This is a genomic window from Rhizobium sp. SRDI943 (assembly GCF_057653695.1).
Genome location: NZ_CM172787.1, coordinates 4,243,195 through 4,269,640 on the forward strand (window position 1 = coordinate 4,243,195; position 26,446 = coordinate 4,269,640).

23 protein-coding genes, 1 pseudogene and 1 riboswitch are annotated in these 26,446 nt (G+C 61.0%); of the genes and pseudogenes, 7 read left to right on the forward strand and 17 right to left on the reverse strand.

The features are described 5' to 3' along the window. Positions 1–3: 3 nt before the first annotated feature. From nagA to metA, 5 genes are all read right to left on the reverse strand, one after another. Complete coding sequence (nagA, locus tag AC245Y_RS21315; protein ID WP_017995488.1) at positions 4–1,155, reverse strand: N-acetylglucosamine-6-phosphate deacetylase; 1,152 nt, start codon at positions 1,153–1,155, stop codon at positions 4–6. Further along, positions 1,155–2,186 (reverse strand): SIS domain-containing protein, encoded by a 1,032-nt coding sequence (locus AC245Y_RS21320; protein WP_017995489.1) that lies wholly within the window; start codon positions 2,184–2,186, stop codon positions 1,155–1,157. Before AC245Y_RS21320 ends, nagA begins: the two co-directional genes overlap by 1 nt. Beyond that, the gene (locus AC245Y_RS21325) at positions 2,183–2,956 is read right to left on the reverse strand and encodes a GntR family transcriptional regulator (protein ID WP_003543751.1); all 774 of its coding nucleotides are present in this window, start codon (positions 2,954–2,956) and stop codon (positions 2,183–2,185) included. The genes AC245Y_RS21320 and AC245Y_RS21325 overlap by 4 nt, the downstream gene beginning before the upstream one ends. 165 nt (positions 2,957–3,121) lie before the next feature. Further along, entirely contained in the window at positions 3,122–4,144 is a 1,023-nt protein-coding gene (locus tag AC245Y_RS21330) for an aldose epimerase family protein (protein WP_017995491.1), read from the reverse strand. Between the two features lie 226 nt (positions 4,145–4,370). Beyond that, the gene (metA, locus tag AC245Y_RS21335) at positions 4,371–5,294 is read right to left on the reverse strand and encodes a homoserine O-acetyltransferase MetA (protein WP_017995493.1); all 924 of its coding nucleotides are present in this window, start codon (positions 5,292–5,294) and stop codon (positions 4,371–4,373) included. 48 nt (positions 5,295–5,342) lie between these two features. Next, positions 5,343–5,420, reverse strand: a riboswitch (SAM riboswitch). A gap of 114 nt (positions 5,421–5,534) precedes the next feature. Here metA and AC245Y_RS21340 point away from each other — a divergent pair. Beyond that, on the forward strand, positions 5,535–7,424 hold the full coding sequence (locus AC245Y_RS21340) for an ABC transporter ATP-binding protein/permease (protein ID WP_017995494.1): 1,890 nt from the start codon (positions 5,535–5,537) through the stop codon (positions 7,422–7,424). A gap of 71 nt (positions 7,425–7,495) precedes the next feature. Here the strand turns inward: AC245Y_RS21340 and AC245Y_RS21345 are convergent, their stop codons facing one another. The 4 genes and pseudogenes from AC245Y_RS21345 to AC245Y_RS21360 form a co-directional block, all read right to left on the reverse strand. Next, complete coding sequence (locus AC245Y_RS21345) at positions 7,496–8,125, reverse strand: hypothetical protein (protein WP_032996483.1); 630 nt, start codon at positions 8,123–8,125, stop codon at positions 7,496–7,498. Between the two features lie 120 nt (positions 8,126–8,245). Further along, positions 8,246–10,063 (reverse strand): ABC-F family ATP-binding cassette domain-containing protein, encoded by a 1,818-nt coding sequence (locus AC245Y_RS21350; protein WP_017995496.1) that lies wholly within the window; start codon positions 10,061–10,063, stop codon positions 8,246–8,248. A 3-nt stretch (positions 10,064–10,066) separates the two neighbouring features. Then, a pseudogene (locus AC245Y_RS21355) lies at positions 10,067–10,721 on the reverse strand (thiamine diphosphokinase). A 57-nt stretch (positions 10,722–10,778) separates the two neighbouring features. Continuing rightward, entirely contained in the window at positions 10,779–11,306 is a 528-nt protein-coding gene (locus AC245Y_RS21360) for a MarR family winged helix-turn-helix transcriptional regulator (RefSeq protein WP_012759429.1), read from the reverse strand. A gap of 116 nt (positions 11,307–11,422) precedes the next feature. Here AC245Y_RS21360 and AC245Y_RS21365 point away from each other — a divergent pair, with 116 nt between their 5' ends. Continuing rightward, a complete protein-coding gene (locus tag AC245Y_RS21365; protein ID WP_012759430.1) occupies positions 11,423–12,961 on the forward strand; it encodes an MDR family MFS transporter in 1,539 nt (512 codons plus the stop codon). Positions 12,962–13,352: 391 nt separating this feature from the next. Further along, entirely contained in the window at positions 13,353–14,897 is a 1,545-nt protein-coding gene (locus tag AC245Y_RS21370) for a M48 family metalloprotease (RefSeq protein WP_017995499.1), read from the forward strand. A 112-nt stretch (positions 14,898–15,009) separates the two neighbouring features. Here AC245Y_RS21370 and AC245Y_RS21375 read toward each other — a convergent pair whose 3' ends face one another. From AC245Y_RS21375 to AC245Y_RS21395, 5 genes are all read right to left on the reverse strand, one after another. Continuing rightward, positions 15,010–15,873: an RNA polymerase factor sigma-32 gene (locus tag AC245Y_RS21375; protein ID WP_012759432.1), complete on the reverse strand. Its 864-nt coding sequence runs from the start codon at positions 15,871–15,873 to the stop codon at positions 15,010–15,012. A 377-nt stretch (positions 15,874–16,250) separates the two neighbouring features. Then, on the reverse strand, positions 16,251–16,823 hold the full coding sequence (locus AC245Y_RS21380) for a CarD family transcriptional regulator (RefSeq protein ID WP_003543775.1): 573 nt from the start codon (positions 16,821–16,823) through the stop codon (positions 16,251–16,253). A gap of 393 nt (positions 16,824–17,216) precedes the next feature. Beyond that, complete coding sequence (fdxA, locus tag AC245Y_RS21385; RefSeq protein ID WP_012759433.1) at positions 17,217–17,555, reverse strand: ferredoxin FdxA; 339 nt, start codon at positions 17,553–17,555, stop codon at positions 17,217–17,219. Positions 17,556–17,749: 194 nt separating this feature from the next. Beyond that, the gene (locus AC245Y_RS21390; RefSeq protein ID WP_017995502.1) at positions 17,750–18,154 is read right to left on the reverse strand and encodes an RNA-binding S4 domain-containing protein; all 405 of its coding nucleotides are present in this window, start codon (positions 18,152–18,154) and stop codon (positions 17,750–17,752) included. 2 nt (positions 18,155–18,156) lie between these two features. After that, entirely contained in the window at positions 18,157–21,429 is a 3,273-nt protein-coding gene (locus tag AC245Y_RS21395; RefSeq protein WP_017995503.1) for a helicase-related protein, read from the reverse strand. A gap of 810 nt (positions 21,430–22,239) precedes the next feature. Here AC245Y_RS21395 and AC245Y_RS21400 point away from each other — a divergent pair. The 3 genes from AC245Y_RS21400 to AC245Y_RS21410 all read left to right on the forward strand — a co-directional run bounded on the left by AC245Y_RS21400 (position 22,240) and on the right by AC245Y_RS21410 (position 23,032). Continuing rightward, the gene (locus AC245Y_RS21400; RefSeq protein WP_007632343.1) at positions 22,240–22,395 is read left to right on the forward strand and encodes a DUF3309 family protein; all 156 of its coding nucleotides are present in this window, start codon (positions 22,240–22,242) and stop codon (positions 22,393–22,395) included. Positions 22,396–22,422: 27 nt separating this feature from the next. After that, a complete protein-coding gene (locus tag AC245Y_RS21405) occupies positions 22,423–22,680 on the forward strand; it encodes a YMGG-like glycine zipper-containing protein (protein WP_003589657.1) in 258 nt (85 codons plus the stop codon). Positions 22,681–22,873: 193 nt separating this feature from the next. Beyond that, entirely contained in the window at positions 22,874–23,032 is a 159-nt protein-coding gene (locus AC245Y_RS21410) for a hypothetical protein (protein ID WP_017995504.1), read from the forward strand. Positions 23,033–23,181: 149 nt separating this feature from the next. Here the strand turns inward: AC245Y_RS21410 and phbB are convergent, their stop codons facing one another. Both phbB and AC245Y_RS21420 read right to left on the reverse strand, forming a co-directional pair. Further along, positions 23,182–23,907 carry a beta-ketoacyl-ACP reductase gene (gene phbB / locus AC245Y_RS21415; RefSeq protein ID WP_017962530.1) on the reverse strand — a complete coding sequence of 242 codons (726 nt, stop codon included), beginning with the start codon at positions 23,905–23,907 and terminating at the stop codon, positions 23,182–23,184. A 71-nt stretch (positions 23,908–23,978) separates the two neighbouring features. Beyond that, entirely contained in the window at positions 23,979–25,160 is a 1,182-nt protein-coding gene (locus AC245Y_RS21420) for an acetyl-CoA C-acetyltransferase (RefSeq protein WP_017995505.1), read from the reverse strand. 238 nt (positions 25,161–25,398) lie between these two features. On the opposite strand from AC245Y_RS21420, the gene phaR reads away from it, so the two are divergent. Next, positions 25,399–25,971 carry a polyhydroxyalkanoate synthesis repressor PhaR gene (gene phaR, locus AC245Y_RS21425; protein ID WP_012759438.1) on the forward strand — a complete coding sequence of 191 codons (573 nt, stop codon included), beginning with the start codon at positions 25,399–25,401 and terminating at the stop codon, positions 25,969–25,971. Here the strand turns inward: phaR and AC245Y_RS21430 are convergent. Further along, positions 25,966–26,373, reverse strand: coding sequence for a hypothetical protein (locus tag AC245Y_RS21430; RefSeq protein ID WP_026157508.1), 408 nt, complete (start codon positions 26,371–26,373; stop codon positions 25,966–25,968). The two genes, phaR and AC245Y_RS21430, sit on opposite strands and share 6 nt — an antisense overlap. Positions 26,374–26,446: the final 73 nt, after the last annotated feature.

Consider the following 26,446-nt stretch of genomic DNA (forward strand, 5'->3'; position numbering starts at 1 on the left):
ATTTTAGGCCGCTTCGCCGCTGAGCCAGGTGGCGGTGACGGCAAGCGCATCGGTGAGATGCACGAGATCGGCACGCGCGCCCGGCGAGAGATGGCCGCGATCGGCAAGCCTGAGAAACCGCGCGGGATAAAGGGTCGCCATGCGCAAGGCCTCGGCGAGCGTCAGGTCGAGATAGGTGACGCCGTAACGGATCGTCGAGATCATGTCGACATCGGAACCGGCCAGCGTGCCGTCGGACAGCACCAGCTTCGAGCAAAAGCCGCCCCTTTCACGCCGGACGGTGCGCCCGTTCAGCGTGAACGAATCCTTCTCCGACCCGACGAGCGACATCGCGTCGGTGACGAAGAACAGCTTGCCTTCGCCGCGTTTGGCGCGGAGCGCTGTGCGCAAGGCCCTCGGATCTACGTGATGGCCATCGGCGATGATGCCGCACCAGGTTGAGGGATGATCGATTGCCGCGCCGACAAGACCGGGCGCACGGTGTCCCAGCTGGCTCATGGCGTTGAAGAGATGCGTGACGCCCAGCGCGCCGGCATCGAAACGGTCTTCCGCCGCCTCGCTCGAACAATCGGAATGGCCGATGCTGACGGTGACGCCGGCTTCCGCAAGTTCGCGCACCTGGGCAACCGTCACCTGCTCGGCGGCCATGGTGACCAGCAGCGTGCCGATCGCCTCGCGCGCCCGGATGAAAGCCTTGACGTCGCGGTCCTCCACCGGCCGCATCAGTTCGGCCAGATGCGCGCCCTTCCTCGCAGGCGCCAAGTGCGGACCTTCGAGATGCAGACCGGCGACGCCGCGGTTCATTTTCACTGCCTCCTTGGCCGCCTCGATCGCGGCAATGGAGGCCTCTGATGTATCGGTGATCAGCGTTGGCAGCAGCGACGTCGTACCATAGGGCCGGTGCCCGCCGGCGATAATGTCCATCGAGGCGGCGGAAGGCTCGTCGTTCAGCATCCGCCCGGCGCCGCCATTGACCTGCGCATCGATGAAGCCGGCCGACAGAACACCACCGGCAAGCGTCACCACTTCGCCGTCCGGCAGATCGTTTCTCGCGACGATCGCTTCGACGCGGCCGCCGGCAACGATGAGGGCTTTGTCGTCATGGAAGTGCTCGCCGTCGAAGATGCGGGCGCCGAGGAAGATCTTGCGGACCATCAGACCGTCTCCGTCACCTTGAGCAGGTTTGCCGGCTTGTCGGGATCAAAGCCTTTGCGGCGCGTCACCGACTCGATCAGCCGGTAATAGACGAGCAGCGACACCAGCGGATCGACGAGGCCGTTGCCCGTCGTCGGCACGCGCAGATGGACACCGGAGAGCGGCTGCGTCGAGAAGCCGACGGTGGTGGCGCCGAGTTTCTGCAGGCGTTCCAGCGCTTGGACATTGTTGGCGAAGGCCGCATCGTCGGGCGCAAAGGCGACGATCGGGAAGCCCGGCTGCACCAGACGCATCGGACCATGCATCAGTTCCGCCAGCGAGAAGGCCTCGGCATGCAGGCCGGAGGTTTCCTTGGCCTTCAACGCCGCTTCGAGCGCGATCGCGAAAGCCGGGCCGCGGCCGGCCGTATAAAGCGAGGTCGCGTTGAAGAGCACCTCCTCGGCTGCCGCCGTGTCGATCCCGGCGGTCGCCGACAGTGCCTCCGGCAGCTTGCCGAGCGCAGCCGCCAAATCGGACGCACTGCCGATCGCAGCCGTTACCCCGGAAAGGGCTGCAACCGAGGCGATGAAGGATTTTGTCGCCGCGACACTCTTTTCCGCGCCGGCATTGAGACCGAGAACAATATCGGCCTGCTTCGCAAGTGGGCTGTCGGTGACGTTGACGACGGCGATCGTCATCGCTCCGCCCTTCTTCGCCGCATCCTGCAGCGCGACGATGTCGGGGCTGGCACCCGACTGCGAGACGGTGAAATGGACACCGCCCTTCAGATGCAGCGCCGCACCATAGACGGAAGCGATCGACGGGCCGACCGAGGCGACCGGAACGCCGCAGGTGATCTCGAAGAGATATTTGAAAAAAGTGGCAGCGTGGTCCGAGGAGCCGCGCGCCGCCGTCGTCACCACGCTCGGGCGGGCGGACGAAAACAGCCGGGCGATCTCGGCAAAGACCGGTTTTTCCTTTTCGAGCAGCGTGGCCACCACCTCGGGCGATTGGCCGGCTTCCTGCAGCATCAGTGACTGGTTGTCATTCATAGGTCATCTCCGATTCTCAATTCGGCAACGAAATCATAGGCGTCGCCGCGATAATGCGAGCGGGTGTATTCGACGACGCGCTGGTCTTCCAGGCGCGAGACACGTTCGATCAGAAGCGCCGGCGCGCCTGATTTGACGTTCAGGATCGCCGCGGAGGACGGATCGAGCGTGACCGCCGTCAGCCGCTGCAGCGCGCGCACGGGCCGGTGGCCGCTGGCCGTTAGCGCATCGTAGAGCGATCCCTCGCCACCGGCATCGTGCCCCAGGAACTTGATCGGCACCACAGCGCGTTCGATCGCCAGCGGCAGTCCGTCGGCAAGGCGCAAGCGGTCGAGTCTCAGCACCGGCTCGTCACCGCCGAGGCCGAGCAGGAAGGATTCCTCCGGCGACGGCGTATTGACCGCCCGCGACAATATCCGTGCGGCCGGCAGACGCCCGCGCGAGCGCATGTCGGCGGAGAAGGAGGAAAGCCGCCACAGCGACTGTTCCATGCGCTCCACCCTGCTCGATACGAAAGTACCGCTTCCATGGCGCGATTCCAGTGCACCGGATGCCATCAGATCGCGATAGGCGGTGCGCACGGTGACACGGCCGAGCTTCAGAGCCTCGGCAAGGTCGCGCTCGCCCGGCAGCGCCGTGCCGGGCTTCAGTAGCCCTTCCTGAATGAGGCCAGTCAGCGTCTGCGCCAGCCGCTTGTAAAGCGGCCCGGTCAGTGCCTCGTCACGCAGGCCGCGGCTGTTCAGTTCCGCTATCAGACTGGTTCTATCCATGGGCACACAATAGAACCTATATAGAACCAATCGGCAAGTCGGAATCGAGCATGGAATCAAAAAACCCTCGCCGGGCGGACCGGCAAGGGTTTCATAGCGCTCAAATTTGACAGTCGTGCGTCCGCAGCGCCGCGCGTTTAGAAACGCGCCGGCGCTGGAGGATGCTCAGTTCTTGGTGAAGATATAATCCGTCTCCTGACGCAGCACTTCGCCGGGGCGCAGAACCGCATTCGGAAAACCTTGGTGGTTGATGGCATCCGGCCAGACCTGCGTCTCCAGGCAGAAGCCGGCGAACGGACCGTATTTGCGCCCGCCGATGCCCGGAGCCCCGGTGTCAAGCTTGAAGCCGGCATAGAACTGCACGCCTGGCTCGGTGCTGCGCACTTCCAGCGACACGCCGGAATAGAGGCTGCGGGCAAGCGCGACGCTCCGCTTGGCGGTGCGCTCGGCGGACAGGCAGAAATTATGGTCGTAGGACACTTGTTCGCTGCCGACGAAACGCTTCATCGGCGCCATCTCGCGGAAATCGAATTCCGTGCCCTCGACGGGACGGATTTCACCGGTCGGCACCTGCTTCTCATCGGTCGGCAGATAGTGATCGGCGGCTATCATGATGTCATGGCCAAGCGCATCTTCGCGGCCGTCGAGATTGAAATAGGCGTGCTGGCAGACATTGGCGAGCGTCGGCTGGTCGCTGGTCGATTCGTAGGTGATCGACAGTTCACCATTGCCATGCACCCAGAAAGTCGCCTGGATGGTGCAATTGCCGGGATAGCCGGCGCGGCCATCGGGATCGACGATCTTCAGTACTACGCGGTCGACGTCATGCTCGACGATCGTCCAGTTGCGTTTGGCGATATTGTCGCTGCCGCCATGCAGATGCGTCACGCCGTTTTCATTCAGTTCGAGCTGATAGTCCTTGTCGTCAAGCGTGAACCTGCCGCCGCCGACGCGGTTGGCGCAGCGGCCGGGCGTCGCGCCGAAATAGGATGAATAGAGGGGGTAGCTGTCGAAATCGTCGAAGCCGAGCTGCAGCGGCGCGTCATGTCCCTCGAGACGCAGATCCTGGATGACCGCGCCCCAGCTCAGGATCTTGGCCGTCAGCCCGCCGCCCTTGATCTCGACCCGATAGACGGTCTCACCCGCCTTCGTCTGCCCGAAAACGTCCCGCTCCAACTTATCCGACATGATCGTCCGTCCATTCTATCTCTGCTGCAAATTCCGCAATTCGGAATCGATTTGGGGAATTTGCAGCGATTCAAAGTGTGCATTGCACGTCCGACGAAGACGCGCGGCGTGGTAGGGTTCAGGACAGGAACCTGCCCGGATTTGCTTCGATCCGCAACCGGCGGATCAGAAAGAAAAGCCGCAGCAGCAATGCGGCGGAACCAGCTCGCGGCGCGCTCGGCAACGGTCAGAGGTCGGTGCCGATCTCTTCCACATCAAAGGGTGTCGTCTGGTAGATTTCGTTGATCCAGTTGCCGAACAAAAGATGCGCATGGCTGCGCCAGCGGTTCTGCGGCGCAAGCGCCGGATCGTTATGCGGAAAGTAATTGTGCGGCATCTTGATCGGCACCCCGGCATTGACGTCGCGGAAATACTCGTCGGAAAGCGAGGTGGAATCATATTCGACATGGTTGAACATGTAGAGCCGCCGGCCTCTCTTCTCGTGCACGAGGCAGACGCCCATTTCGCTCGACTCCATCAGGATCTCCAGGCTTTCGGATTTCTCGATATCGGCGCGGCGCACTTCGGTCCAGCGCGACACCGGCACTTCGAAATTGTCGGAAAAGCCGTTGAGATAGATCGAGGAAGGTTTCAGATTCCGGTGGCGGTAGACGCCGAAGGCCTTCTCTTTCAGCTCGTATTTCGGAACGCCGTGAAAATGATAGACCGCCGCCATCGCGCCCCAGCAGACGTTCATCGTCGAATGGACATTCGTTTCCGTCCAGTCGAGAATCTCCCGCATCTCCGCCCAATAGGTGACGTCCTCATAGGGCAAAAGCTCGATCGGTGCCCCGGTGATGATGAAGCCGTCGAACTTGCGGTGCTTTACTTCTTCCCAGGTCTGGTAGAAGGCAAGCAGATGGTCCTCGGACGTATTCTTCGCCTTGTGGCCGCCAATACGGACAAGCGACAGCTCCACCTGCAGCGGCGAGGCGCCGACGAGGCGGGCCATCTGCAGTTCGGTCTTGATCTTGTTCGGCATGAGATTGAGCAGCCCGATCTGCAACGGTCGGATATCCTGACGGATCGCCAACGTCTCGGTCATCACCCGCACACCCTCCTGAACCAGGGTTTCGAAGGCGGGCAGCGTATCGGGGATCTTGATGGGCATTGCGGTCACTCGATCAAAAACAAAAAACCGGCGGCGACAAAAATCGCTACCGGTCCGCACGCGGCCCTTTAGCGACTTTTTTAACGTGGCTGCAAGCCGGCCGGCCAAATCACCACGGAGGCCTTAATTAGACCCAGTCTGATTGCGAATCAACTGGCGAAAACATGCAGGAGAAACTCATGCAAGCATCATCACACTTTAATGACTGATAGAATCTGTTGATAGACCGGTAACGCCACCATGTTATTTATAGGGGCATGGGCGATTTGGAAAAGCGTAATGGCAGATAAGATCGAGAGGAAGCCGGGCATCGGAAGGCAGGATAGGGTAGGGTATGATTTAAGCCTGACATATCGCCTCGGCGTCATGTTCTCAGCATTCTGGAATTCGGAAGTGCGTGGCAAGGTGCTGTTTCTGGCCACCGTGCTGATCCTCGTCATCCTGGCGACGTCCTACGGCCAGGTCATCCTGAACGAGTGGAATGCTCCTTTCTACGACTCGCTGGAGCGCCGCGACCTCGGCGAATTCTTCCACCAGCTCGAAATCTTCGCGATGATCGCCGGCACGCTGCTGCTGCTCAACGTGCTGCAGGCCTGGCTGAATCAGATGACGGCGCTCTATATGCGCGAAGGTTTGTCGCGCGACCTGGTCGACCAGTGGCTGAAGCGCAAGCGAGCGCTGCGGCTCGCCTCCAGCGGCCTGATCGGCGTCAATCCGGACCAGCGTCTGCACGAGGATTCCCGCAACCTTGCCGAAAGCACGACGGGATTGGTTCTCGGCCTGCTGCAGTCTACCATTCTTCTGGTGAGCTTCATCGGCGTGCTCTGGGAGCTTTCGAGCGGCTTCATCTTCCGCATCAGCGGCCATAGCTTCTCCATTCCAGGCTACATGGTCTGGGCAGCGATTTTCTATGCCGCTTCCGCCTCGGTGCTCAGCCAGGTGGTCGGCCGCAAGCTGGTGAAGCTCAATGCCGACCGTTTTTCGAAAGAAGCCGAGCTTCGCTTCACGCTGATGCATGCCAATGAGAACATGCCGGCAATTACCGTTGCCCGCGGCGAGGAGAACGAGCGTCGGCGCATCAACACCGATATCAGCTCGGTCCTGACAGTCGTCAAGCGGCTTGCTATGGCCAATACCAATCTCACCTGGGTTTCGGCCGGCTATGGCTGGCTGGTGATCGTCATTCCGATCATCGTTGCCGCCCCCGCCTATTTCTCCGGCGGACTCACCCTCGGCCAGCTGATGATGTCCGTCGGTGCCTTCAACCAGGTCAACACGGCGCTGCGCTGGTATGTGTCCAATTTCGGCCCGATCGCCGAATGGCGCGCCACGCTGATGCGCGTCACCGATTTCCGCCAGGCGCTGGTCGAGATGGAAGAGGACTTCGACCTGAAGGACAGCATCGCCTATGAAAACGCCGCGCCCGACACGCTGACGCTGAAGGACGTGGTGATCGTCGCCAAGATCGGTGAAGACATCGAGGAATGCGGCGGTTTCCGTCTGCGTGAAACCAATGTCGTGATCAAAGCCGGCGAAAAAATCATGATCAACGGCGATCACAGCGTCAATCGCAAGCTGCTCTTCCAGGCGATGGCCGGCCTCTGGCCGTGCGGCAGCGGCACGATAGGCCTGCCGCCGATCGACGACATGCTCTTCGTTCCCCAGCTCGCCTATGTCCCCGGTGGCTCACTGCGCGAGGCGCTGGCCTTTCCCGAACGTCCCGAAGCCTACGAGAAAGCCGACGTCGAGGCGGCCCTCGACAAGGTTGGTCTGCATTCGCTGATCGCAAGGCTCGAAACCCGCGCCCGCTGGGACAAGCTGCTCGACAGCGACCAGCAGAAAGCGATCGGATTTGCCCGGCTGCTTCTCGAGCGCCCGCGCTGGATCATCTTCGACGAAGTGCTGGAAGGCATGGAGCCGGAATTGCAGGAAACAATGGCCAAACTGCTCACCTCGATGCCCGAAAGCGGCATGATCTATATCGGCCGCTCCGAGGCCTATCTCGAGGCGCTGAAGCCGCGCGTGCTGCATCTGCAGGCGCTGCCGTCAGCATCCGAGGAGCCGCCTGCCGTCCAGACCGGCGCCAGCGCCAGTGCGGGCGCTGCCGCCGTGCCCGCGCCGGCGCTTTAATGCATGCCGTCCAAAAATGTGGAGCGGTTTTGGGATGTCGGCATGCATAAGACGAGGATTTGAGCCGCTGGTCACATCGGCGGTATGACGCCGTTGAGGCCGACGGCGATCTGGCTGGCCGAGATGCTGCCATCCGCCGCCTTCTCGCCGGTGACGACGACGCCGGCACCGGCCTTCATATCATCCTTGGTCGCAGGCGCCAACGTCACGATCGGCGTGCCATCGGCAATCGTGATGGTCTTTTCCTTGCCCTGATAGGTCAGCGTGATCGTGTGGCCGTCGACGGACTTGACGGCGTTGCTGACAGTCGCGTTGGTCATCTGGCTGTTCGGCTGCGCATCCCAGGGACGGTTGCCCTCACCGGTTCCCTTCATCGACGCCGGAAAGATCAGCACCTCGATCGCCCCGTCCGGGCCCGTGCCCTTCGGAAGCGAAGCGACGCCGACGAAATCGCCGGGTTTGATATCCTCGACCGAAGCTTTTTTGATGCCGCCGACCTTCCAGCCGGGTTTCAGCGCGACCGTCGCATCGCTGCCTTCGCGCGTCTTGACGACGAGCGTATCGCCGCTGAGGCTTTCTATGGCGCCGCGAACACGAATGCGCTGGGCATCCTGCGCCTGTGCAGCTTGCGACAGGGCAAGCGCCATGAGGCTGCCGGCGACAAACGCCGTGAGAATTCCGGAATAAGGCTTGCGAGACATATGACTTTTCCTTGTCGCCATTGCGATCGGCAATATCCCCGGCTGCCGGACGGCACCTTATGCCGCCGGGCGACACACTGACGAATCAAGGAAAAGTGAGCCTCCAGCCTCGAGAAAATCTCACCCTTCCAGCTCTTCCCGCAGCATTTCGAGCGCCAGCCACTCCTCTTCCATGTCAGTCAGGCTGCCGCGCAGTTTTTCCATCTCGCCGGCAAGCCGGTTGAAAGCTGCGGGATCGCGCGTGAAAAGATTGGGATCTGCCATCACCTGTTCGCGCTTTGCGATTTCCGCTTCGGCCTTCGCCATTTCCTTTGGCAGGTTTTCCAGTGCGAATTTCTGCTTGAAGGAGAGCTTGACCTTCGAGCTGCTTGAAGCTGTTGCTTGCTGGGTCTTCGGCTTCTCCGCCGCCTTCTCGGCCCTCTTACGCTCCTCGAGCGCGCCCTTGCGCTGTACAAGCATGTCCGAGTAGCCGCCGGCATATTCGATCCAGCGACCATCAGGCGCATCCGGCACAGCGGGTGCGATCGTCGAGGTCACGGTGCGGTCGAGGAAATCGCGGTCGTGGCTGACGAGAATGACGGTGCCGGGAAAGCCGGCGACAATCTCCTGCAGGAGATCGAGCGTTTCGATATCGAGATCGTTGGTCGGCTCGTCGAGGATCAAGAGGTTCGTCGGGCGCGAAAGGATGCGCGCCAGCATCAGCCGGGCGCGTTCGCCGCCGGAGAGGTTTCTGATCGGCGTACGCGCTTGTTCCGGCTGGAACAGAAATTCCTTCATGTAGCCGGTGACATGGCGCTGCTCGCCGTTTACGAGCAGGTTTTCGCCGCGCCCATCCGTCAGATAGTTGGCAAGCGTATCCTCGGGGTCGAGATCCTCGCGTTTCTGGTCGAGCGTCGCGATCTCCAGATTGGTGCCGAGCTTGACGATGCCGCTATCGGGTGAAAGCTGCCCGGTCAGCATCTTCAGCAGCGTCGTCTTGCCGGCGCCGTTCGGTCCGACGAGACCAATGCAGTCGCCGCGATGCACGCGTATCGAAAACGGCGTGACGATAGCCCGCTCACCGAAGCTCTTGGTGATCTTGTCGGCCTCGATCACCAGCTTGCCGGATTCCTGCGCGTCCGAAACCGTCGCCTGCACCGTGCCCTGCGGTCCCTTGTGGCCGCGATAGTTCGAGCGCATCGTCTGCAACTCGCCGAGACGGCGCATGTTACGCTTGCGCCGCGCCGTGACGCCGTAGCGCAGCCAGTGCTCCTCGCGCTCGATCGACTTGCCGAGCTTGTGCTGTTCCAGTTCCTCGGCCTCCAGCACCTGGTCGCGCCAGGCTTCGAAATGCGCAAAGCCTCTCTCGAGCCGGCGCGAGGTGCCGCGGTCGAGCCAGACGGTTGCCGTCGAGACCTTTTCGAGGAAACGCCGGTCGTGCGAGATCAGCACCAAGGCGCTGCGCGTCTTTTGCAGCTCGCCTTCCAGCCATTCGATGGTCGGCAGGTCAAGATGGTTGGTCGGTTCGTCGAGCAGAAGAATGTCCGGTTCCGGTGCCATAACCCGGGCAAGGGCTGCGCGCCGTGATTCGCCACCGGACAGCATTTTGGGGTCTTCATCGCCGCTCAGCCCGAGATGCGACAGCAGATAGGTGACACGATAGGGGTCATCGCCTGGCCCGAGGCCGGCCTCGGCATAGGCCTGCACCGTGTTGAAGCCGGCAAAATCCGGCGCCTGTTCGAGATAACGCACCGTCGAGGACGGATGGCGGAAGAGCTCGCCGGACTGCGCCTCGACCAAGCCGGCGGCAATCTTCAGCAGCGTCGATTTCCCCGAGCCGTTACGCCCGACGAGACAGATTTTGTCACCGGGCTCGATCTGCAGGCCAGCACCGGCCAGAAGCGGTGCGCCGCCAAAGCTCAGGAAGATATCGTCGAGTTTCAGAATGGGAGGGGCCAAAAATCAGACTCCGGAAAGATCATAGGGCCGGGCGAGCACGATTGCCCGGCCGCTGCGGAGCGAAAAGCGAACCTTGCCTTCCGCAACATTGGAAATGGTGCGCGACGAGCCGAAAGGCAGATGGAAATCCGTGAGCGGATAACGCGCATTTTCGAGGGAAAGCCCTCTCAGCTCGCTGAATCCGGGCACGGAAAACAGGCTGCCTTTGGGAAGGTCCAGTTCGATCGTACCGGCAACCAGCGGCACGGCCTCTTCCTTGCCCGAGGTCAGCAGCAGGTCGAAACCCTCTTCCGCCAGGCTGACGGCCGACAACAGGTGTTGAAGCGCGTGGTCGGAGCGTTCACCGCCGAGCGCACCGGCCAGGATGAGCCGCCGCGCGCCCCGCGCGATTGCTTCCGCCACGGCGATTTCGCCGTCCGTCGCCGCCTTCGCGGCCGGATAAGGCTGTTTCGGCACATCGGGAAATGCACCCGCGAGATCATCAGGCGTCGAATCGAAATCGCCGACCCAGAGCTCCGGCGTAATACCGAGTGCTGCCGCATGCCGCATGCCGCCATCGGGCAATAAAGCGGCTGTTTTCGATGGCATCGCGCAGGCGCTCCGTCAGGCTGAGTTCGCCGCCAAGGAGAATGGTGAAGGTGGATTGGCTCATGGGCATTGCCCTTAGCGCAAACGAGGGGTCGAGGGGAAGGGCCGGCGAACGCCGGCGTCTGCCTCAGCCCGGCATATCCTTGTCGCGCGACAGGAAAACCGCCTCGTAGCCGCCGATGAAGCGCTCGAAAAGCGCTGCGAAGCGCTCGACATCCTCCTGTCGCCAGTCGGAAACGATCTCGGAAATGATCGCAAGCTTCTGCGCGACGATCTCGGCAAGCAGGTCCTGGCCAACCTCGGTCATGACGACGACGATCCGCCGCGCATCGGCCTGCGAGGCCTCGCGGCGCAGCACGTTGCGCCCGACCATGTCGGCCACCACCCGGCTTGCCCGTGACGGATCGATGCGCAGCATCTCCGCGATCATGCCGACCGTGACCTCGCCGGCAGGCTGCGCCCTGCGCACGGCATCGAGCACGTCGAGATGCGAAAGCTCGAGGCCCGGTGCAGCACTCTGGATCGCCAGGCGGCCGATCAGCCGCCGCCCGGTCATCAGCCGCATGCGCGCCATGCTCCGGCCGATACGCGGCACGTTTTCACGATCCGGCTCGGCCGGCTCCACAGAAGGGGTCTTGGTCAGAACGTCGCTCATCACAGGACCATAACAGAGCCGATTCAAAAATTGAATATGCCGATGTCATTAATGTGCCATTGACAACTATATGCTGTTAGCACATAAAAGCACATCAACCCGGAACGATGCCTCCCATGGACATGCAACTCGCGCCTGCGCCGCTCGTGACGGATCCTCGTCGTCGGCTTATCCTCTTCTTCTTCCTGATGACCGCCATGTTCATGGCGACGCTTGATAATCAGATCGTCTCCACGGCGCTGCCGACGATCGTCGGCGAATTCGGCCATCTCGAGCGCTTCGGCTGGATCGGCTCGGCCTATCTCCTGTCGCTGAGCGCCGTCATGCCGGTCTACGGCAAGCTCGGCGACCTGTTCGGCCGAAAATACGTGATGATGACGGCGATCATGATCTTCACCGTCGGATCGACAGTCTGCGGCCTTGCGGTCTCGATGAATACGCTGATCGCCGCCCGCGTGCTGCAGGGTCTTGGCGGCGGCGGCATCATGGTGTCGATCTTCGCCGTCAACGCCGACCTGTTCGAGCCGCGCGAGCGGGCGCGCTACCAAAGCTATTCCAGCCTTGTGCTGATGGCATCGGGCGCGATCGGCCCGGTGCTCGGCGGTACGATGAGCGATCTCTTCGGCTGGCGCTCGATCTTCCTCGTCAACGTGCCGATCGGCTTCATCGTGCTCACCGGCCTTGCCTTCATGCTGCCGTACCGCAAACCGCATCGTCGCCCCAAGATCGATTATGCCGGTGCGCTCCTGCTTGCCATGACGACGACAAGCATCGTGCTTGCCACCGACAGCAGCGAATTGTTCGGCGCATTGATCTCGCCGGAGAGTATCGGCATCGTCGCCTTCGGCGTCGTCTGCGCCGTCACCTGGGTGTTCGTCGAGCGCCGCGCGCCGGAACCGATCGTTCCCCTGCAGCTGTTTCGCAATTCGACCTTCAGCCTGCTCCTGGTGATCTCGATCATGGGCGGCGCCATCGCCATCGGCATGGTCAATTATCTCGCCCTCTTTCTGCAGACAACGACCGGCCTTTCGCCGTCTGCCGCCGGCCTGCTCTTCATCCTTCTGACCGGCGGCCTCGTCTGCGGGTCGCTTTCCGCAGGCCGCATCATCTCGAAGACGGGGCGCTACAAGCCCTTCGCCATCGCCAGCCTCACCTGCAGCGCCATCGCCTTTGCGCTGATGTCGCAGATCCACGCCGGAACGCCGATCGCCTTCATCGGCGCGGTCATGATGCTGCACGGCATCGGCATCGGCCTTGCCCAGCAGGTTCCCGTCATCGGCGTACAGAATGCAGCACCCGCCCGCGACGTCGGCGCCGCCACCGGCTCGGTGACGCTGTCGCGCATGGGCGGCGCCTCGATCGCCATTTCCATCTATGGCGCCATCATCGCCTCTGAGCTCGGCAAGGTCGGCGTCTCCATTCCTGGCGTCGCCGATATCAAGCAGCTGACGCCGAAAATGATGGCCGCCCTTCCCGAAGCGAGCCGCCAAGCGGTCGCCGATACCTATGCCGCCGCATTCTCGCCGCTCTTCATGACCTCCTGCGCCATTGCGCTGATCGGCCTTGCCGCCGCCATCATGCTGAAACCCGTGCAACTGCCCCGTGCCGGCGAGACGATAAAGCCGCAACCGGCGACGGCGGAAGCTGCCGAATAGTCGAATCGTCACGCGAGAGAATGCTTTATCAGGAGGCGTTCTCTCTCGACGTGCATACATCAAAGGTTGCGATTTTCTCGCAAGACTGTCGCTATCGAGCCGGTTGCTTCAATCGGGCCGTTCTTTTTCCGCACCGCCGACGAATCTCGGCTTTGTGACGGAACTTTCGCCATAATTTCATCCGAGCGAAGGGAAGCCTTAATGCCTGAGGCTTGCTAAAATGCAACGGCGCCACATTTAAACAGAGTCTCGCTATGCAACCGATGCGTAAATCAGCTACAGCAACGACTTGTATTGGCCGATTGTGCAGCGCGAGATCAGGGGTGCGCACCTGTTGAATTCCCCTTGCCACGGTCGGTCCGAATCTGCGGCAAACCGGCAAAACAGCGACATGATGCGGAGAAACAGACTGGACAGCTTGACGACGTGGAAATCCCCCGCGCTTTCCAGTGATGCCATTTCCGCGCCGCGGCGCTTCGCGCGTCGCATGATGCTGCTTTCGGCCGTCGCAATGGCGCTGAATGGCTGCCAAACGCTGATCGACCAATCCTATCAGCCGAGTGTTTCGCCGTCTTCCAATCCACAGATCGTCGACGAGGTGCAGAAAAACGACCCGCGCGCGGCGATGGGCGCCCGCGAGCATCCGCGCATCGTGGCAAGCTACGGCGGCGAATACAAGGACGCCAAAACCGAGCGCCTCGTCGCCCGCATCGCCGGCGCGCTGACGGCGGTGTCGGAAAATCCGAGCCAGTCCTACCGCATCACCATCCTGAATTCGCCGGCGATCAACGCCTTTGCGCTGCCGGGCGGTTATCTCTACGTCACCCGCGGCCTGCTCGCCCTTGCCAACGACGCTTCGGAAGTTGCCGCCGTGCTGTCGCACGAAATGGGCCATGTGACGGCGAACCACGGCATCGAGCGGCAGAAGCGCGAAGAGGCTGAGGTTATCGCCAGCCGCGTCGTCGCCGAAGTCCTTTCCAGCGACATCGCCGGCAAGCAGGCGCTTGCCCGCGGCAAGCTGCGGCTCGCCGCCTTCTCCCGCCAGCAGGAGCTGCAGGCCGATGTCATCGGTGTGCGCATGCTCGGCGAAGCTGGCTATGATCCCTATGCCGCTGCCCGTTTCCTCGATTCGATGGCGGCTTACAGTCGCTTCATGTCGGTTGATCCCGAAGCCGACCAGAGCCTCGACTTCCTGTCGAGCCATCCGAATTCGGCGCAACGCATCGAGCTTGCCCGCACCCACGCCCGCGCCTTCGGCCAGGAAGGCTCGGTCGGCGACAAGGGCCGCGATTATTATCTCGACGGCATAGACGGACTGCTCTACGGCGACAGCCCGGAAGAAGGCTATGTGCGCGGCCAGACCTTCCTGCATGGGGGTCTCGGCATCCGCTTCGACGTGCCGCCGGATTTCCACATCGACAACAAGGTCGAAGCGGTGATGGCCACCGGCCCGAACGACATTGCCGTCCGCTTCGACGGCGTCGCCGACAATCAGAACCAGAGCCTCACCAACTATATCTCCAGCGGCTGGGTGACCGGCCTCGACCCGTCGACCATCCAGCCGATCACCATCAACGGCATGGAAGCAGCCACCGCGCGCGCCAGCGCCGACCGCTGGGATTTCGATGTGACCGTGATCCGCAACAATTCGCAGATCTTCCGTTTCCTGACCGCCGTGCCGAAAGGCAGCGGCGCCCTTGAGCCAACGGCGAATGTGCTGCGCGCGAGTTTCCGGCGCATGACGCCGGCAGAGGCCGCCTCGCTGAAGCCGCTGCGCATCCGCGTCGTCACCGTTCGGCCGGGCGAGAACATCTCGACACTCGCCGCCCGCATGATGGGCACAGACCGCAAGCTCGATCTCTTCAAGCTCATCAACGCCCTGCCCACGGGTGCAGCCGTTGCAACAGGCGATCGCGTCAAGATCATCGCCGAATAAAAAAGGCCCGGCTTGCGCCGGGCCAGTTTGTGCTGCTGGAGGGGATAAACATCTGGCGCAAAACTGTGCGGCGGTTTTGCGACAATGACCGAAAGCGCGACGCGCTTTCGGTTCAGGCGTAGGCCGCCATATGCGGATCGGCGCTGACGAGCGCGCTGCGAAGTTTCTCCATCGCCCGGCTTTCGATCTGACGCACGCGCTCCTTGGAAATGCCGAGATCGGCACCGAGCTCTTCGAGCGTGGCACCATCTTCCGCCAGTCGCCGGGCGCTGATGATCTTCATCTCGCGTTCGTTGAGATGTTTCAGCGCCGAGGCGAGCCAGACGCGGCGGCGCTCGCCGTCGATCATGTTGGACACCTGCTCGTCCGGCAGGGGATCGTCGCTGACGAGGAAGTCCATCTTCTCCGCGCTCTCGGCATCGCCGGAGACCGAAGGCGCCTGCAGCGAGGCGTCGTTGCCGGAAAGCCTGGCATCCATCGTCTGCACATCCGAGAGGCTGACGCCGAGGGCCGCGGCGATTTCCTGGTGAATGGATTGCAGCGTCAGCTGCGTGTCGCCCTTGGCGAGCTTGGCGCGCAGACGGCGCAGATTGAAGAACAGCGCTTTTTGCGCCGAACTCGTGCCGCCGCGCACGATCGACCAGTTGCGCAGGATATAATCCTGGATCGACGCCCTGATCCACCAGCTTGCATAGGTGGAAAAACGCACGTCGCGTTCCGGCTCGAAGCGGGCGGCGGCCTCGAGCAGACCGACATAGCCCTCCTGCACCAGATCGCTCATCGGCAGGCCGAAATTGCGGAACTTGCCCGCCATGGATATGACAAGGCGCATATGGGCCATGGCGATCTGGTTGCGCGCGCCGCGGTCGTCGTGATCCTTCCAGCGGGTGGCGAGATCGTGCTCTTCCTGACGAGCGAGATAAGGCGCGGCCATCGCGATTTTGATCATGCGCCGATCTGCAGACATGTTCTTCATTTCGATCTCCCGAAACAGGCCTCTCGCCCTGAAATGAACAATAAAACTCATCTTCCGGAACATCGCTGTCCGGATTCAATGGGGTTCTGAATGCATAAAAACCTCGCCCCTGGACTTTTCAGGGGGAGGCCCTATTTTTCATCATGTGCCGGTAAGACGGCTGGGCAGGACCTGTTTTTTCACCTTGCCGGATGGGCAATATAGAAAAGGCATGATCCGCTCCTCATCGAACATTGACGGAATAGCAGTTCGCCCGTGAGGCCATTGCCCGACGAGCAGTCCGCAATTACGTGTGATAAACGCGGCAGTCGGCAAAAAGTTCCAATAAAAAAACCCGGCTCGAAGGCCGGGTTTTTTGACAGAAAAACAGGGTCGCTTTATGCGGCTTCGTCCTGTGAATCGTCTTCTTCGATGGCCTTGCCACGCTTCGGACCCTTGTTGAGATTGGTCTCGACGAGGCGGACGGCTTCGGTTTCCGACATCTTGTTGACCGCGGCGATTTCGCGCGCCATGCGGTCGAGCGCAGCCTCATAAAGCTGGCGCTCGGAATAGGACTGCTCGGGCTGGTTCTCGGCACGATAGAGATCGCGCACGACTTCAGCGATGGAAATCAGGTCGCCGGAATTGATCTTGGCATCATATTCCTGGGCGCGGCGGGACCACATGGTGCGCTTGACGCGCGCCTTGCCCTGCACGACCTTCAAAGCACGCTCGACGAAATCCGTTTCCGAAAGCTTGCGCATACCAATGCTCATCGCCTTCGCGACCGGAACCTTCAGACGCATCTTGTCCTTCTCGAAATCAATAACGAAAAGTTCGAGCTTCATGCCGGCAACTTCTTGCTCTTCGATAGCGGTGATGGTACCGACGCCATGAGCGGGGTAGACGATCGATTCACCGGTCTTGAAGCCGTGACGTGCTGTAGAAGGTTTTTTCTGCTGAGTCGTCATTCTATTCAAAAACTCCCTGTTACGCTTCCGGCGGCGGCCGGAGCCGGGTCAGTCAGGCCCGGGTGAGACGGTAGTATCCGTCGGGTGACTTCACTCTGGTCCCATCGGGCAAAAGCAAAGACTTCTTGCGCACGATCTTGGGACCCGGCGCTCAAAGCGTTGATATGTCACGGAAACCGTGTACGGATTTGTTTTGCTTTCGTGATGGTTTTGGGCATGCGTCATGCCACAAATGGAACAGTAGACGAAACCTATCATAAAAATATGAGGAAATCAATAATTTGCTTCGCTTGAGTCATGCGGGCAACACATGTCACCCATATGCCTCACGCAGCTTTTAAAACGTTTTGCCCTACGTTCGCCCGAACCCGGTGACCGAATGTAGGCGCTGTCTCAATCGCCGGAACCGGGCTTTTCGGAAAAATACTTCTCGAATTTTCCGGTCTCGCCATCCATGTCCTTGGCCTCAGGCAACGGCTCCTTCTTGACCGTAATATTCGGCCAGATCGTTGCGTATTCGGTGTTGATCTTCAGCCATTTGTCGAGGCCAGGCTCGGTATCGGGCTTGATCGCCTCGGCGGGACATTCCGGTTCGCAGACGCCGCAATCGATGCATTCGTCGGGATGGATGACGAGGAAATTCTCGCCCTCATAGAAGCAGTCGACAGGGCAGACTTCCACGCAATCGGTGTATTTGCACTTGATGCAATTGTCGGTCACGACATAGGTCATGAAGAACTCCAGGATTTCCATGCGGATGGGGCCGGGCAACCTGGAACGTCGCGCCTATCCCCGTGCCGGAGGAAAAGCGTGAGCACGCTTGGGAGGCAAGCACGCTTCCGGCAGGTTGTCAGTGACGTATCGGCTTTATCGCCGGATTTCAAGGATAAACGATCTGCAAAAGCCGACGCCGCAGACAGAGTTTTCTAATCCTCGTCCGACATCAGCCTGTCGATTGCACGTCTTTCCTTTTTGGTCGGACGGCCGGTGCCGGTCGCCCGGATTGCCTGCTCGTAGGGGGTGAGACGTTTTGCCTCATCGGGCGGCGGAGACTGGTCGTCGTAGAGCAGGCGCGCCTCCTCGTAAGGACCGCGCCGCTCGCCGGCAAGGCGCATGACGAGAACGACATCGCGCCGCTCCAGCTTCAGCTCGATACGGTCGCCCGGCTTGACCATCTGGCTCGGATGGTTGCAGCGCTCGCCGTTGATGCGCACATGGCCCGATTGGATATGGCTCTGCGCCAGCGAGCGCGACTTCACCATGCGCGCGAAGAACAGCCACTTGTCGATGCGCTGGCGCGAACCGCTTGTCGGCTGTGTCTCCCCGCTCATGATTACTTCTTCATCTGCTCCTTGAGAGCTGCGAGCTTGGCGAAAGGCGAATCCGGATCAATCGGCTTCTCCTTGCGCGGTGGCTTGGCCTCGAAGCGCAGCGGCTGCGAGCCACCACGATTGTTGTTGCGGTCGTTACGATCGTTACGATCGCCGCGATCCTTGCGATCGCCACGGTCCTGCCGGTCGCCGCGCGGCTGGTCGCCCCGTGGTTGGTTGTTGCGGTCGCCTCTTGCCTGCTGCGGCCGGCCGCCATCGCGCCCGCCGCTGTCCTTGCCGCGGTTCTGGCGATTGTTGTCGCGGCCGTCGCCATTGCGATTGCCCTCGCCGCCTTCACCGCCGCCCGGCCGGCGATTGCGGTCGCCGCGCTCCTGGTTCTGACCGCGCTGCTCGCCCTGGCCGCCACGGCGTTCGCCATGCCCGCCCCGCGCCTGGCGCTGATTGTCGTTGCGACCCCCAAGACGCCACAGAAGAACCGGCTTCGGTTCCGCCGGCTCGCCGGCTTCCCCAGAAGCAGCTACTGCTTCATCGGAAGCCAATACCGCTTCCGCAGGAGCGGAGGTTTCCCCGGGAGCAGAGGCTTCCGCCGGAGCCGATACCTCGATCGCTTCGGCCGGAGCGTCGCTTTCGCCTGCTTCCGTCACCGGCGCTTCGGCGACCGCCGAAGCCGCCTCGGTTGCGGATGGCTCGGCGGCAGTCTCTTCCGCCGCGCCATCGGCATCGTCGTGATCGGCCTTCTCGGCTGTCTCTTCCGCAGGCGTTTGTGCGCTGGCGGCAGGCACCGAGGCCACATCCTGCGCCGCAAGATGGAGTGATGCCTCTTCCGCCTTCACGGCATCGGCGCGATAGCCGAGACCCTTGAGGATTTCTTCCATGTCCTCGAGCGTCGCACCGAGGATCGACAGCATCGCCGTCGTCGTCGTGAAGCGGCGGCCATCATAGGCGCCCTCCGGACGGTTGTTTTGGCCGGGCTTCCATTGCAGCAGCGGACGGATGATATCGGCCAGGCGTTCCAGGATGTCGATGCGTACGGCACGCTTGCCGAGGAAACGGAAGCCGGCGAGCTTGTAGAACATCCGCTCGAAGGTCGGATCGGTGACGACGGAGGTGCGGCCGGCGGCAAGCACCGGAATGAGATCGCCGTAGCCGGGCTTGTCGAGACCGTCGTTCTTCAGCGCCCAGAGCAGCGTGATGAGCTCGGCCGGCGCCGGCTTCAGAAGTGCGGGAACGAAGATATGATAGGCGCCGAAACGCACGCCGTAGCGGCGCATGGAGGCACGGGCCTCCTGGTCCAGCGACTTCACCTCCTCGGTCACGTCACGGCGGAACAGCACCCCGAGATTCTCGACGAGCTGGAAGGCAAGCCCTTTGGCAAGGCCCTGCAGATCTTCGGCGCGCGACAGATCATCGAGCGGCTTCAGCACCGTGCTGATATGATGATTGACGAAGCGCTCGATGCGGGCGGCAACGTGATCGCGGGCATTGCCCGTCAGCTGTTCGTCGGCCAGCAGGATCACGCGCGGACGCATGATATGATCACTGCCCGAAAGCCGCGCCACCGGGTCGCCCAGCCAACGGATCAACCCATCCGAACCGATCACCAGATCGCTGTTGCCGGCGGCATGCATCCGGGCCGCACGGGCTTCGAACTCGAGCCCGAGCGCCTTCTGCGACGCAGCCTGAACCGCCTTGGCATCCGGTCCGTCCGTTCCCGCCACCGGCGTGAAACGGAACCCGCTCAATTGCCCTACATGATGTCCTTCAACAAAGACATCGCCATTCACACTGATTTCAGCTTCCAGCATCGCATTCTCTCTCAGGCGCTTCATGAGCACAGATGTCCTGCGATCAACAAAGCGTTTCGTCAACCTTTCATGTAACGCGTCGGACAATCGATCTTCGATTTCCCGCGTCTTTTCCTGCCAGTGTGTCGGATCGGCAAGCCAACCGGGCCGATTCGAAACGTAGGTCCAGGTCCTTATCTGCGCGATTCGCGCCGAAAGCGTGTCAATTTCCCCATCTGTTCGATCGGAGCGATGAACCTGCTCCGCAAGAAACTGCTCATTCACCGTGCCATAGCGGACAAGATCGGAAAAGAGGGTCGCGATAAGATCGGCATGTTGTGCTGGGGTGATACGCCGATAATCGGGAAGCGCGCAAGCCTCCCAGAGTTTTTCGACGCGCGCCGGCCTGTCGGCGAGATCGATGACCTCGGGATAGCGCGAAAGCTGTTCCAGCGCCTGCTGGTCGACCGCAGGCAGCGCCCGCGTCAGCCCCGGCACGCGCGGTCCCACCTCAAGGCTGGCGCGCAGCGATGCGATTGAGGAGAAGTCCATCTCCGTCGTCCGCCACTGCAAAACCTTGACGTTGTCGAATTCGTGCCCCTCGATGCGCTGCACCAGTTCGTCGTCGAAGGGCGAGACCTGTCCGGTGACGCCGAAGGTCCCGTCCCGCACATGCCGCCCGGCGCGCCCGGCGACCTGGCCGAGTTCGCCTGGATTGAGATTGCGGAACTGGTAACCGTCGAACTTCCGGTCCTGGGCAAAGGCGACGTGATCGACATCGAGGTTGAGGCCCATGCCGATCGCATCGGTCGCCACCAGATATTCGACGTCGCCCGCCTGATAAAGCGCCACCTGCGCATTGCGGGTGCGCGGGCTGAGCGCGCCGAGCACCACCGCCGCGCCGCCGCGCTGCCGGCGGATGAGCTCGGCGATGGCATAGACCTCGTCGGCAGAGAAGGCGACGATGGCCGAGCGCTGCGGCAGCCGGGTGATCTTCTTCTGCCCGGCATAGAAAAGATGCGAAAGCCGCGGCCGCTCGACGATAGTGATGCCGGGCAGGAGCTGCTGCAGGATCGGCCGCATCGTCGCCGCGCCGAGCAGCAGCGTTTCCTCGCGGCCGCGCAGATGCAGGATACGGTCGGTGAAGATATGGCCACGCTCGAGATCGCCGGCGAGCTGCACCTCGTCGATCGCGACGAAGGCGGCCCTGGTCTCGCGCGGCATCGCTTCGACAGTGCAGACGGAAAAACGCGCATTGGGCGGCGAAATCTTTTCCTCGCCGGTGACCAGCGCCACATTCTGTGCGCCGACCTTCTCCACCACCCGCGTATAGACCTCGCGCGCCAGCAGCCGGAGCGGCAGGCCGATCACGCCCGTCCCGTGCGCAACCATGCGCTCGATGGCATAATGGGTCTTGCCGGTATTGGTCGGTCCGAGCACCGCGGTCACACCGCGCCCACTCAGAATCATCGGCTGCGAAATCAGAGTCATGAGTCCATGCAAATGAGGCGGGGTGGCCCCAGAAAATCTCGGCTCCTCGATGGAAGCTGGACAACACATGGACAGCTGCCGTCGCAAACGCAAGGGCAGATTTCAAAATGCCTCGGGGATTACGACCTTTGCGAGTCCTGCGGAACGCCCGAATTTCCGATTCGGAACAGCGCAAGAACGAATCAGCGACGAATCGATGATTCTCGCTGATTCAGCTTTTGTTCACGGCTAAGTATTGATTTTGAATCACTTTTTCCCACTAGATGCTGAATCGCGAGACTCTCTCCTGTTCGCACTTTCGCCGTCGTGAGCGACAATCTTCGCCCGATTTTGAACAGGCAAAAATCCGCCCGAAATTAACCTCTCGACCAAAGCCTGAACGAATCGGAGACGAATCGCTCACTCCATCGTTTTCGCCTTTCGTTCACGGCCACATCTGGTAGCGCTATCAGGCCCCGGCACTAGACGCGGATCAGCGGCAGAGCCCTTCGTCCCGCTCCGCCGCACCAAAATTAATCTTTTTGGGAGCCGGATTCAGACGGCGTTAAGTCGGGGACGGCCAATTGTGGCGCGCCGATCAAAAACGGAACGAATCGCTGACGAATCGGCGACATCGCGATTTTCCCGCTTTGTTCACCGCAACATATTGTATTTAAATGTCTTTTTAACCATAGCGGCAATTTTCGGAAATGACGGAAATTAAACCCTGAATCAGGCTTCGTCACATTTCCAGAGCTTAACCGGGAACAAAAATCGCCAATACGTGTTTCTAGTCCATCCAAATTGCGGATGAAATGAAGGAAACACACCATGCTTGGCACGATACTACTTGTTATCCTCATTCTGCTCTTGATCGGAGCCTTGCCGAATTGGGGTTATAGCCGTGGCTGGGGCTATGGACCTTCTGGCGGTTTGGGGCTAGTTCTCGTGATTATCATTATCCTTGTACTAATGGGCCGCGTCTAAAGGCCAACTAACCTGGGGAGTTACGACATGATGAAGAAGATTGTTCTTATTGGTGCGCTCGTCGGCGCGCTCGCATCCTGCACAGCGACCGAGCAAGGCACGGCGATCGGCGCCGGCACCGGCGCGGTTATCGGCGGTGTCGTCACCAACAGCTGGGGTGGTGCCGCCGTCGGCGCCGTTGCCGGCGGTCTGACTGGCGCTCTGATCGGCCAGTCGGTCGAACGCCGCGGCTACTGCGTCTATCGCGACCGCTACGGTCGCCGCTATGAGGCTCGTTGCCGCTGATCGGCACAAGCATATCGGACTCCCAACGGGCGCTTCGGCGCCCGTTTTCTTTGCCGGTCGTATCCGTCAACGAGACGTTGACAATCGGTTGCTAAAGTCAAGTCTAGCGCCGCCCAACAGGCAGGCACATATTTCCTTCACGAGCGCAATGAGCAGGCCGAGCCGCCCGGCGCACCGGAAAAGGAACGCTTCCATGATCCAGATTTTGCTGAATTCCTTCGTCGCCGTTCTCATCGTGTCGGCTTTCCTGACGACCGCAATATCAGCCCTCAGCACCGATGCTCTTTCGCCGCGCAAAGTGCCGGCCAGAGTTCGGCCACAGCGACGTCCGAACACAGACCGTCGCTCTTGATCTTCTCAAAACAGCGCCACTAAACCGGCCACAAGATCGCGCCAGCAGCACACAGAGAAGACACGCCATAAACAGCGATGGCGCGATCCTGCCGGACGCGCCATCGCTTTGAATCTAAATTCCTACTGTCGACGTGAAAACAGAAATGCCTAGGCGAAGAACTGTCCGCCATTGGCCGTCAGCGTCGAACCGGTGATGAAGCCGGCATCGTCGGAGACGAGAAAGGTGACGCAGCGCGCGATCTCTTCCGGTTCGCCGAGCCGGCCGACGGGGATCTGCGGAATGATACGTTCGTTCAGCACCTTCTCCGGCACGGCAAGCACCATTTCCGTTCCGATGTAACCGGGACAAATGGCGTTGACGGTGATGTTCTTGTTCGCCCCTTCCTGAGCCAGCGCCTTGGTAAAACCGAGATCGCCCGCCTTGGCCGCCGAATAATTCACTTGGCCCATCTGGCCCTTTTGCCCATTGATCGACGAAATATTGACGATACGGCCGAAGCTGCGGTCACGCATGCCGGTCCAGACCTGATGCGTCATGTTGAACAGCCCGGTGAGGTTGGTATTGATAACCTCGTGCCATTGTTGCTGCGTCATCTTGTGGAACATCGCGTCACGGGTGATGCCGGCATTGTTGACGAGGATTTCGACCGGGCCGATCTCGCTTTCGACCCTGGCAATTCCCTCGCCGCAGGCGAGGTAATCCGAAACATCCCATTTGAACACCGGAACGCCGGTAACGTCGTGGAAGGCTTTGGCCTTCTCGTCGTTGCCGGCATAGCTGGCAGCGACCCTGTATCCGGCATTTTTCAGTGCCATGGATATTGCCGCGCCGATGCCGCGTGTACCCCCGGTGACCAAAGCCACTCTGCTCATGTTCCGCTCCCCTTTTGTTTTTCGCCCCGTCGCGTGGCGGGATCTTCAATCAAACATGGATCGTATGCTATTTAAAGCGCTTCAAAGCACATGGCCACACCCATGCCACCTCCGATGCAAAGCGTGGCAAGACCCTTCTTCGCGCCGCGGCGCTTCATTTCGAACAGCAGCGTGTTGAGAACGCGTGCACCGGAGGCGCCGATCGGATGGCCGATCGCGATCGCTCCGCCATTGACGTTGACGATCGACGGATCCCACCCGAGATCCTTGGTGACGGCACAGGCTTGCGCCGCGAAGGCCTCGTTGGCTTCGACGAGATCGAGATCGTTGACCGACCAGCCGGCCTTCTCGAGCGCCTTGCGCGAAGCCGGGATCGGTCCGGTGCCCATGATCTGCGGATCGACACCCGCCGTTGCCCAGGAAACGATGCGGGCGAGCGGCTGGATGCCGCGCCGGACTGCCTCCGCTTCGCTCATCAGCACCGCCACAGCGGCACCGTCGTTGAGGCCGGACGCGTTCGCGGCCGTAACCGTGCCGTCCTTGTCGAAGGCCGGGCGCAGCTTCCCCATCGCCTCGATCGTCGCGCCGTGACGGATATATTCGTCAGCATCGACCGTAACGTCGCCCTTACGTGTCTTGATGATGTAGGGAATGATCTCGTCGGTAAAGCGACCGGCCTTCTGCGCTGCCTCCGCCTTGTTCTGCGAACTGACGGCGAATTGATCCTGGTCGTCGCGCGAAAGCTGCCACTGGCGCGCAACATTCTCGGCGGTGATGCCCATGTGGTAGCCGTGGAAAGCGTCGGTCAAGCCGTCCTTGATCATCGTGTCGATCATCTTCATGTCGCCCATCTTGACGCCACCGCGCAAGTGCGCGGCATGCGGGGCCATCGACATGGATTCCTGGCCGCCGGCAACGATGATCTTGGCGTCGCCGGTGGCGATCTGCTGCATGCCGAGCGCGACGGCGCGCAAGCCCGAGCCGCAGAGCTGGTTAACGCCCCAGGCCGTTGCTTCCTGCGGAATGCCGGCCTTCATCGCCGCCTGGCGGGCCGGGTTCTGACCTTCGCCGGCGGCAAGCACCTGGCCGAGGATCACCTCATCCACCTCGCCGGCATCGACGCCCGCACGCTCGAGCGCGCCCTTGATGACGGCCGCCCCGAGCTCATGCGCGAGGACCGTCGCGAAAGCACCGTTGAAGGCGCCGACTGCTGTTCGCCCTGCGCTGGCGATGACGATGGATGGATTGCTCATGGGGACGCTCCTCGTTTTCGTCTCACTTACATAAGTGGAAACTGGCAAAGCTTGGAGCACAAGTCAAACGCGAAGACCGGCTGCTCTCATTTTTCGGCAAAGCCTGTCAAAGCCCAATTCATCTGCTCTGTTAAAGGTTTGCCGCATCGCACAAAGAGATTGTCACCGGCCTTCTTTTGCGTTTACAGTCTCAAGTGGAGGAATATCCATAAATCAGACGGGGGTTCAGGAGACTGATATGGCGAAGCATGAGGGTCAGATTGTTATCAAGAAATACGCCAATCGCCGCCTATACAACACAGGCACCAGCACCTACGTGACGCTGGAAGACCTGGCGGAGATGGTGAAGAAGGGCGAAGAATTTAACGTACAAGATGCAAAAAGCGGAGATGACATCACCCATTCGGTGCTGACCCAGATCATCTTCGAACAGGAATCGAAGACCGGCAACACCTTGCTCCCGATCTCTTTCCTGCGCCAGCTCATCACCTATTACGGCGACCAGATGCAGATGGTGGTGCCGAGCTTTCTCGAACATTCGATGCGCTCCTTCACCGAACAGCAGTCCCAGATGCGCGAGCAAGTAAACCGCGCCTTCGGCGAAACGCCGCTCGGCAAGAACCTGCAGTTGCCGATGCAGATGGTCGAGGACCATGTTCGCCGCAACACCGAGCTGTTTCAGCAGGCGATGCAGATGTTCTCGCCCTTCATGACGCCGCCTGCCAAGGAAAGCCGCAAGGCCGAGGCCAAGGATATCGACGAGCTGAAGGAACAGCTCCGCGCCCTTCAGAACAAACTCGACAACCTATAGTCCGATCGAGACATCCCGCCCGGCGCTTCGGATCGACACGGCAAAACCGCCGATGACATCGATCAGAGCGATCGTCATCAAAATGAAGAAGACCTGCGTCGCAGCATCCCGGACGAGCAGAAACTCGACCAGGAAAGCGATGAACACCAGCATTGACAGCATGTGGTTGACGAGATTGCCGGGACCGGTTCTGGTCGCTTTGAGGATTTCGAAGAACAGCACGACAAGTGCGATGACGATAAAAAGGTCGCCGAGCGCCATGCTCCAGATCGCGCCCGAGATCATCGACAGCACGATGATATCATGCTGCAGTGCCGGAATGCCGCCATCGCCCATCAGGCCCAGCATCGCCAGATTGTAGAGAATAAACGGAATAATCATCAGGGGCATGGCATTTATCATCGGCAAATCTCCTCGGCGCCGAAAGAATACTGCCGTAAGTCGCTGCCCCACTGCAAGTCATTGCAAATATTAT

Bases quoted from the DNA above. Each gene is read 5' to 3' on its own strand.
- nagA (WP_017995488.1), bottom strand. From the start codon at position 1,155: ATGGTCCGCAAGATCTTCCTCGGCGCCCGCATCTTCGACGGCGAGCAC.
- AC245Y_RS21320 (WP_017995489.1), bottom strand. From the start codon at position 2,186: ATGAATGACAACCAGTCACTGATGCTGCAGGAAGCCGGCCAATCGCCC.
- AC245Y_RS21325 (WP_003543751.1), bottom strand. From the start codon at position 2,956: ATGGATAGAACCAGTCTGATAGCGGAACTGAACAGCCGCGGCCTGCGT.
- AC245Y_RS21330 (WP_017995491.1), bottom strand. From the start codon at position 4,144: ATGTCGGATAAGTTGGAGCGGGACGTTTTCGGGCAGACGAAGGCGGGT.
- metA (WP_017995493.1), bottom strand. From the start codon at position 5,294: ATGCCCATCAAGATCCCCGATACGCTGCCCGCCTTCGAAACCCTGGTT.
- AC245Y_RS21340 (WP_017995494.1), top strand. From the start codon at position 5,535: ATGTTATTTATAGGGGCATGGGCGATTTGGAAAAGCGTAATGGCAGAT.
- AC245Y_RS21345 (WP_032996483.1), bottom strand. From the start codon at position 8,125: ATGTCTCGCAAGCCTTATTCCGGAATTCTCACGGCGTTTGTCGCCGGC.
- AC245Y_RS21360 (WP_012759429.1), bottom strand. From the start codon at position 11,306: ATGAGCGACGTTCTGACCAAGACCCCTTCTGTGGAGCCGGCCGAGCCG.
- AC245Y_RS21365 (WP_012759430.1), top strand. From the start codon at position 11,423: ATGGACATGCAACTCGCGCCTGCGCCGCTCGTGACGGATCCTCGTCGT.
- AC245Y_RS21370 (WP_017995499.1), top strand. From the start codon at position 13,353: ATGATGCGGAGAAACAGACTGGACAGCTTGACGACGTGGAAATCCCCC.
- AC245Y_RS21375 (WP_012759432.1), bottom strand. From the start codon at position 15,873: ATGAAGAACATGTCTGCAGATCGGCGCATGATCAAAATCGCGATGGCC.
- AC245Y_RS21380 (WP_003543775.1), bottom strand. From the start codon at position 16,823: ATGACGACTCAGCAGAAAAAACCTTCTACAGCACGTCACGGCTTCAAG.
- fdxA (WP_012759433.1), bottom strand. From the start codon at position 17,555: ATGACCTATGTCGTGACCGACAATTGCATCAAGTGCAAATACACCGAT.
- AC245Y_RS21390 (WP_017995502.1), bottom strand. From the start codon at position 18,154: ATGAGCGGGGAGACACAGCCGACAAGCGGTTCGCGCCAGCGCATCGAC.
- AC245Y_RS21395 (WP_017995503.1), bottom strand. From the start codon at position 21,429: ATGACTCTGATTTCGCAGCCGATGATTCTGAGTGGGCGCGGTGTGACC.
- AC245Y_RS21400 (WP_007632343.1), top strand. From the start codon at position 22,240: ATGCTTGGCACGATACTACTTGTTATCCTCATTCTGCTCTTGATCGGA.
- AC245Y_RS21405 (WP_003589657.1), top strand. From the start codon at position 22,423: ATGATGAAGAAGATTGTTCTTATTGGTGCGCTCGTCGGCGCGCTCGCA.
- AC245Y_RS21410 (WP_017995504.1), top strand. From the start codon at position 22,874: ATGATCCAGATTTTGCTGAATTCCTTCGTCGCCGTTCTCATCGTGTCG.
- phbB (WP_017962530.1), bottom strand. From the start codon at position 23,907: ATGAGCAGAGTGGCTTTGGTCACCGGGGGTACACGCGGCATCGGCGCG.
- AC245Y_RS21420 (WP_017995505.1), bottom strand. From the start codon at position 25,160: ATGAGCAATCCATCCATCGTCATCGCCAGCGCAGGGCGAACAGCAGTC.
- phaR (WP_012759438.1), top strand. From the start codon at position 25,399: ATGGCGAAGCATGAGGGTCAGATTGTTATCAAGAAATACGCCAATCGC.
- AC245Y_RS21430 (WP_026157508.1), bottom strand. From the start codon at position 26,373: ATGATAAATGCCATGCCCCTGATGATTATTCCGTTTATTCTCTACAAT.